The organism is Microbacterium sp. BF1, from assembly GCF_019279095.1.
Taxonomy (GTDB): Bacteria; Actinomycetota; Actinomycetes; order Actinomycetales; family Microbacteriaceae; genus Microbacterium; species Microbacterium maritypicum.
Genome location: NZ_JAGYWT010000237.1, coordinates 1 through 3779 on the forward strand (window position 1 = coordinate 1; position 3779 = coordinate 3779).

General features: G+C 67.9%; 4 protein-coding genes. 1 reads left to right on the forward strand and 3 read right to left on the reverse strand.

The genetic code is table 11. The features are described 5' to 3' along the window. From KZA10_RS09485 to KZA10_RS09495, 3 genes are all read right to left on the reverse strand, one after another. Positions 1 to 395, reverse strand: a 395-nt coding sequence (locus KZA10_RS09485) for an ABC transporter ATP-binding protein (RefSeq protein ID WP_218682743.1), incomplete at its 3' end; no start/stop codon positions are given. 101 nt (positions 396 to 496) lie between these two features. Then, positions 497 to 1576 (reverse strand): GNAT family N-acetyltransferase, encoded by a 1080-nt coding sequence (locus KZA10_RS09490; RefSeq protein ID WP_218682744.1) that lies wholly within the window; start codon positions 1574 to 1576, stop codon positions 497 to 499. A gap of 168 nt (positions 1577 to 1744) precedes the next feature. Further along, entirely contained in the window at positions 1745 to 2029 is a 285-nt protein-coding gene (locus tag KZA10_RS09495) for a hypothetical protein (RefSeq protein WP_055868552.1), read from the reverse strand. Between the two features lie 528 nt (positions 2030 to 2557). On the opposite strand from KZA10_RS09495, the gene KZA10_RS09500 reads away from it, so the two are divergent. Then, positions 2558 to 3779 (forward strand): chromosome segregation SMC family protein (locus tag KZA10_RS09500; protein WP_218682745.1); only part of this gene is annotated, 1222 nt, incomplete at its 3' end.

The window sequence follows — 3779 nt, forward strand, 5'->3', positions numbered from 1 at the left end:
GCGAGCCACGACGCCGCGTGCTGCACGGCGTCCTGGCGGCGGACGCCGTTGATCATGGACGCCAGCGCGACGTTCTCCACTGCCGTCAGCTCGGGGATGAGAAGACCCTGTTGGAAGACGAACCCGAACCTCTCGCGACGCAGACGGGAGCGCGCGGACTCGCTGAGCGCGGTCACCTCGATGGGGGCGCCCTCGGCGGGGCGGAAGACGACGCTGCCGGCATCAGGCGCCGTGATTCCAGCCAGCACGTGCAGGAGCGTCGTCTTGCCGGAGCCGGAGGCGCCCATGATCGCCACGGATTCGCCTCGATGGATCGCCAGATCGACGCCGGCGAGAGCGCGCGTGGTCCCGAAGGTCTTGATGAGGGCGTGGGCTTCGATCACGGGAGTGTTCATGCTTCCAGCCTCGCCACCCGCCGCGGTGCCGTCATCGCTCCGGCGGATGACGGTGCGGACCCGACGTCATCCCGAAGAATGAGATCGGGTCCGCGCGCTCGTCAGATCATCTTCTGCCACGCCCCGGCGTACGAGACGGGCACGAAGCCGATCGCCTCGTTGATGCTCAGCATCGGCCTGTTCTCCTCCGCATTGAAGGTCGAGACGACGGTGGAGTGCGGCATCAGCTCGCGCCAGCGAAGCAGGTTCGCGCACTTCACGATCGTGCCCAGACGATGCCCGCGGTGGTCCTTGCGCACCAGGGTGCCGTACTGTTCCGTGACACCGGTGCGGTCCGCGGCGATGACCAGCTCGTTGTAGGCGACGAGCTCTCCCGTCGGAACGTGCTGTACCGCGACCACGGAGACGGCTTGACCGGAGCTCAGGATCCTCGCCTCCCGGCGGGCGACGCGATCGGCGTCCCAGCTCTCCTCGGCGAAGTCCATGTCGCCGCTCGGCGCATCCGTCGACAGCCGGGCGAGGACGTCCGCGAAGCCGTCCCGGAGTTCGGGCGGAGTCGGCATATCCCATTCGAGGACGCGGTAGTCGGGGCCGGCGAACGCGGTCGCGTCCGTCAGCGCTGCGCGCAGGGGAGCGGGGTCCGCGTGGAGGTCGTACTCGCTGTTGCGCTCGACCTGCTCGAGCACGTAGCCGTCGCTCTCGACGAGGTCGGAGAGCGGAGTCGCCGGGATCCGTCCCCACTTCGTGCGCGGCACGAGCATGCGCTCAGTGCCCTCCGGACGATGCAGCGTCCAGGTCTGCAGGACGTTTCGATCATGTACCCGCGCCTCGGCTTCTGCCTGCGCGAGCAGGGCATCCTCGATGCCCTGCCCCCAGTATTCGCGCGGCACCAGCAGGTCGAACTCGATCGCGTGAGCCTCATCTTCGAGGGCGATGCAGATCGTGATCATGCCGACGATCTGCCCGTCGATGCGGGCGACGAACCCCCGGTGGAGTGCGTCTGTCTGGTCCTGCCATCCGGGCAGCATCTGCTCGGCTGTGGAGGCGAGATCGGGGAGGCCGACCAGTTCATCGCAGATCTGGCGGTTGAGTGCGGCGCAGGCGCGGAAGTCGGCCGCGTCATCGGCGTCCAGGGAGACCGGCACGATCAGCGGCGTGATCGTCGGTTCGACGGTCGTCATGTGATGTTTCCTTCGTAGGTGTTTCCAGCGGGTGAGCTCCGCGACGGGCGGAGCGGGGGAGAGTGCCGGCGGTGAGGCCCCGGCGATGGTTCCCCGCCGCCGCCCGCACGGAGCAGGCGGGGGTGGGGAACCATCGGAGGAGAGACGAGCATCACCGACGCCCGATCATCAGCGCATTCCGCGCTGCAGGTCGAACATCAGCAGTGCCTGGGATTCCGCGGCGGAGCGATGACGCTGCTCACCGAGCAGAAGCATGTCTGCCGGATCGATGTGCAGGCCGCGGCGCGGACGCCGGGGGCGCTGCGCCCTCTGGAAGAGCCAGAGGCCGATCCGGAGGGAGAGACGATCTGCGAGCGACAGGCGACGCAGCTCGTCGGGGTGGGGGATCTGGAGGACCTCGCGGTCCTCGATATCGGGCGGGTGGATGTCGCTGCGATGCAACGTGGTGTTCACGATGGTTCCTTCGAGAGAAAGGCGGCGATGGATGCGGAAGCACCGCACGTCGACCGAGGAAGCGGCCAGGAGCGATGCGGAAGAACGCGGGGCGACGGGGTCACGCAAAAGTGGCCCCGCACGCGGGGATGAGCCGGGACCTGGGATGCAGGTCAGCAGACGGGGCGCGGAAGAGCCGACCGGATAGAGCCCACTACGGGCACGGAATCTCGGTGTGCGGTTCTACGAGAGAGCGCTGATGCGGACGCCGGCGGTTACCGAGAACGCGTGGCGCGGCGCGAAGTGCGCGGGCGCGGCGAGGCCAGTGGCCTGTGCGTTGAGCTGAGTCGTAATCATCGGTAACCTCCTTTCGTGTGGCGATCCGGACGCAACCGTAGCGAATCCAGCGGGCGGGCGTCAAGCACATGTGGTCCCGCTCGGCGTGTCGTCTGGTGCTCGAGTTCTCTCGCCGCCCGCGCGGGATAAGGCTGAAACCGCGTGATTCCGGTAGCGTAGCCGCGTGATTCTCCCCGGACGAGCGGTGCCCGCATGCATCTGAAGAGCCTGACTCTCAAGGGGTTCAAGTCGTTCGCGCAGCCGACGAGTTTCGTCTTCGAGCCCGGTGTCACCTGCATCGTCGGTCCGAACGGCTCGGGCAAGTCGAATGTCGTCGACGCCCTGGCCTGGGTGATGGGCGAGCAGGGTGCGAAGACGCTGCGTGGCGGCAAGATGGAAGACGTCATCTTCGCCGGAACGTCGACGCGCGGTCCGCTCGGTCGCGCCGAGGTGCAGCTGACGATCGACAACGCCGACGGCGCGTTGCCGATCGAGTACGCCGAGGTGACGATCAGCCGTACGCTCTTCCGCAACGGTTCCAGTGAGTACGCGATCAACGGCGAGGGATGCCGTCTCCTCGATGTGCAGGAGCTTCTGAGCGACTCCGGCCTGGGCCGCGAGATGCACGTGATCGTCGGCCAGGGCCGTCTCGACACGGTGCTCCAGGCGTCTCCGGAAGATCGCCGCGGGTTCATCGAGGAAGCGGCGGGAATCTTGAAGCACCGCCGACGCAAGGAGAAGACCCTCCGCAAGCTCGATGCGATGGAGACCAACCTCACCCGCCTGAGCGACCTCGCCGGCGAGATCCGCAGGCAGCTCAAGCCGTTGGGACGCCAGGCCGAGATCGCCCGGGAGGCGCAGACGATCGCTGCGGTCGTGCGCGATGCCAAGGCTCGTATCTTCGCCGATGACGTCGTCGCCCTGCGCGCCGCACTCGCGGATCACACGCGCACGGAGCACGAGCGCCACACCGAGCGGCTGGTGCTCTCAGACCAGGCCGAGACCGTGCGCGCGAGCATCGCGCGACTGGAGCAGGATCAGAATTCCGTCGCCGTCGACGAGGCACGCAGCGTGGCGTTCGGCCTCGAGCAGGTGCAGGAGCGCATGCGTGGCCTCTTCACGCTCGCGAATCAGCGGCTCGCCCTCCTCGGTACCGAAGACGACGACGCCGCGGTCACCGCGGTCACGGTCACGCAGGCCACGATCGACGAGGCCAAGGAGGAGATCGATCTGATCTCGGCCGGTCTCGGAGATGCCCAGGATGCGGCGGCAGCGGCCAGTCGCGAAGTGGTGCACGCGCGTGCCGAACTCGACACGCTCGACGTCGACATCGCCGAGCAGAGCGCCCTCGTCTCCGCATACGACATGCGGGTGTCGGCTCTGCGCGGAACTGCGGATGCCGCCGCATCCGCCCTCGCTGCTGTCCGGGGAGCGG